2 protein-coding genes are annotated in these 1,361 nt (G+C 52.8%); one reads left to right on the forward strand and one right to left on the reverse strand.

Going from position 1 to position 1,361, the window contains the following annotated elements; genetic code table 11:
* Positions 1 to 72: 72 nt before the first annotated feature.
* On the reverse strand, positions 73 to 657 hold the full coding sequence (locus FAP39_RS17315; protein WP_138017618.1) for a Crp/Fnr family transcriptional regulator: 585 nt from the start codon (positions 655 to 657) through the stop codon (positions 73 to 75).
* A gap of 80 nt (positions 658 to 737) precedes the next feature.
* Here FAP39_RS17315 and FAP39_RS17320 point away from each other — a divergent pair, with 80 nt between their 5' ends.
* Positions 738 to 1,283 (forward strand): hypothetical protein, encoded by a 546-nt coding sequence (locus FAP39_RS17320; protein ID WP_138017619.1) that lies wholly within the window; start codon positions 738 to 740, stop codon positions 1,281 to 1,283.
* Positions 1,284 to 1,361: the final 78 nt, after the last annotated feature.

Genomic DNA, 1,361 nt, shown 5'->3' on the forward strand with positions numbered 1-1,361 from the left:
GGACAAAGCGCCATTTCGCTGCGGTTGCTACCAAGGTCTGCTTTACTAGCTGAGGTTCCCGCAATCGAACCTTTAATCAACCGCCGTGTCTCGCTCGGCACCGCGAAGTCGACTGAGTGTGACCGGTGTGACACCAAGAAAAGATGCTATCAAGTAATGGCCGAAAAGCCCCTCGAGGTGCGGGAAGTCTTTGCGAAACCACGCAAGGCGGTCTGCGCCGCCAAGTGCGGCAAGGCACCACTCTCGGTCAGCCTTGAAGGCCAGTTCTTGCTGCAAAATGCCGTTTGCCCATTCGCGAATTGGCTCCGATGCTAACATAAGCTCAGTCAAGGCGCGGCTGTTCATTTGCGCAACCAATGCATCTGCAATCACATCTATTGAAACGAGCGAGGTCCCGTTTCTGGTTCTCGCGACATTTGGTGCGACCACGCAAGGGCCAGCGTGAAAGCCAACGCAAACAGCTCGACCTTCAGGATCCGTGATTTGGCTAGTGGCGCGCCCATCAAGAATGATGTGCTCCAATAGGTCTGGTTCGCCCTGCGTCGCAATGCGACGCCCCTTTTCTACATATTCAACACTCCATGCTGCCGCGAACTCACGAGCGCTGTCTTTGCCCAAAGCGTTCGGAGAACGAGTGAAAAAAGTTAAGAGATCCAAATCGCGAATTCCTTATCAAACGATAATGCCAGCTTTGCTCGCGCTGAGTACGACGGTGCCAATGGTTAGGAGAAATACCAATGAAAATGATGATACCAACTAAGCAGTACGGGCGGCAAGCGGCACTCTTCGGTCTCGCGGCCGCCGGATTCTATCTGTTGATGATCTTTGTCACTCTGGCGCACATCGAGACTTTGTCCGGCCTTCGCCCTTTCGACATGCGCCCCGGCGGATATTCGGCTGAACAGGCAAACTCGCTGCTCTCTGCCCTAGGGTCTAGCGGGAGGCGCTATTATCTTATGCGACAGATTCCACTTGATCTCGCGTATCCCGCGCTCATGGCGCTGACGTTAGTGTCATTGCTCAAATGGCTTAAATTGCAGGAAGTAAATCACAGGCTTGTTCAGATTGGGATTTGGTTTTCGATTTGGGCAGCTCTCGCTGACTATCTAGAGAACGTCGGCATCTGTCTCATGATCCTGAGTTGGTCAGAAATATCAGCCAACACTGTCTTGGCGGCAAGTGTCGCTTCTACTGTGAAATCGGGCTTAACGACGGCTGCTGTCTTGATCGTCCTGCTTGGTGTCGGTTTTTGGGCGTTCAAAAGGATACGTACCTACGCCTGATCGATGCCTGCTGATGGTCCCATCAGCTTTCTTAAACCTGACTTTCGCTGCGGCACAGAAAACATGCAATTTGGGCTC

This window comes from Shimia litoralis, from assembly GCF_005518135.1.
Classification (GTDB): Bacteria; Pseudomonadota; Alphaproteobacteria; order Rhodobacterales; family Rhodobacteraceae; genus Shimia_E; species Shimia_E litoralis.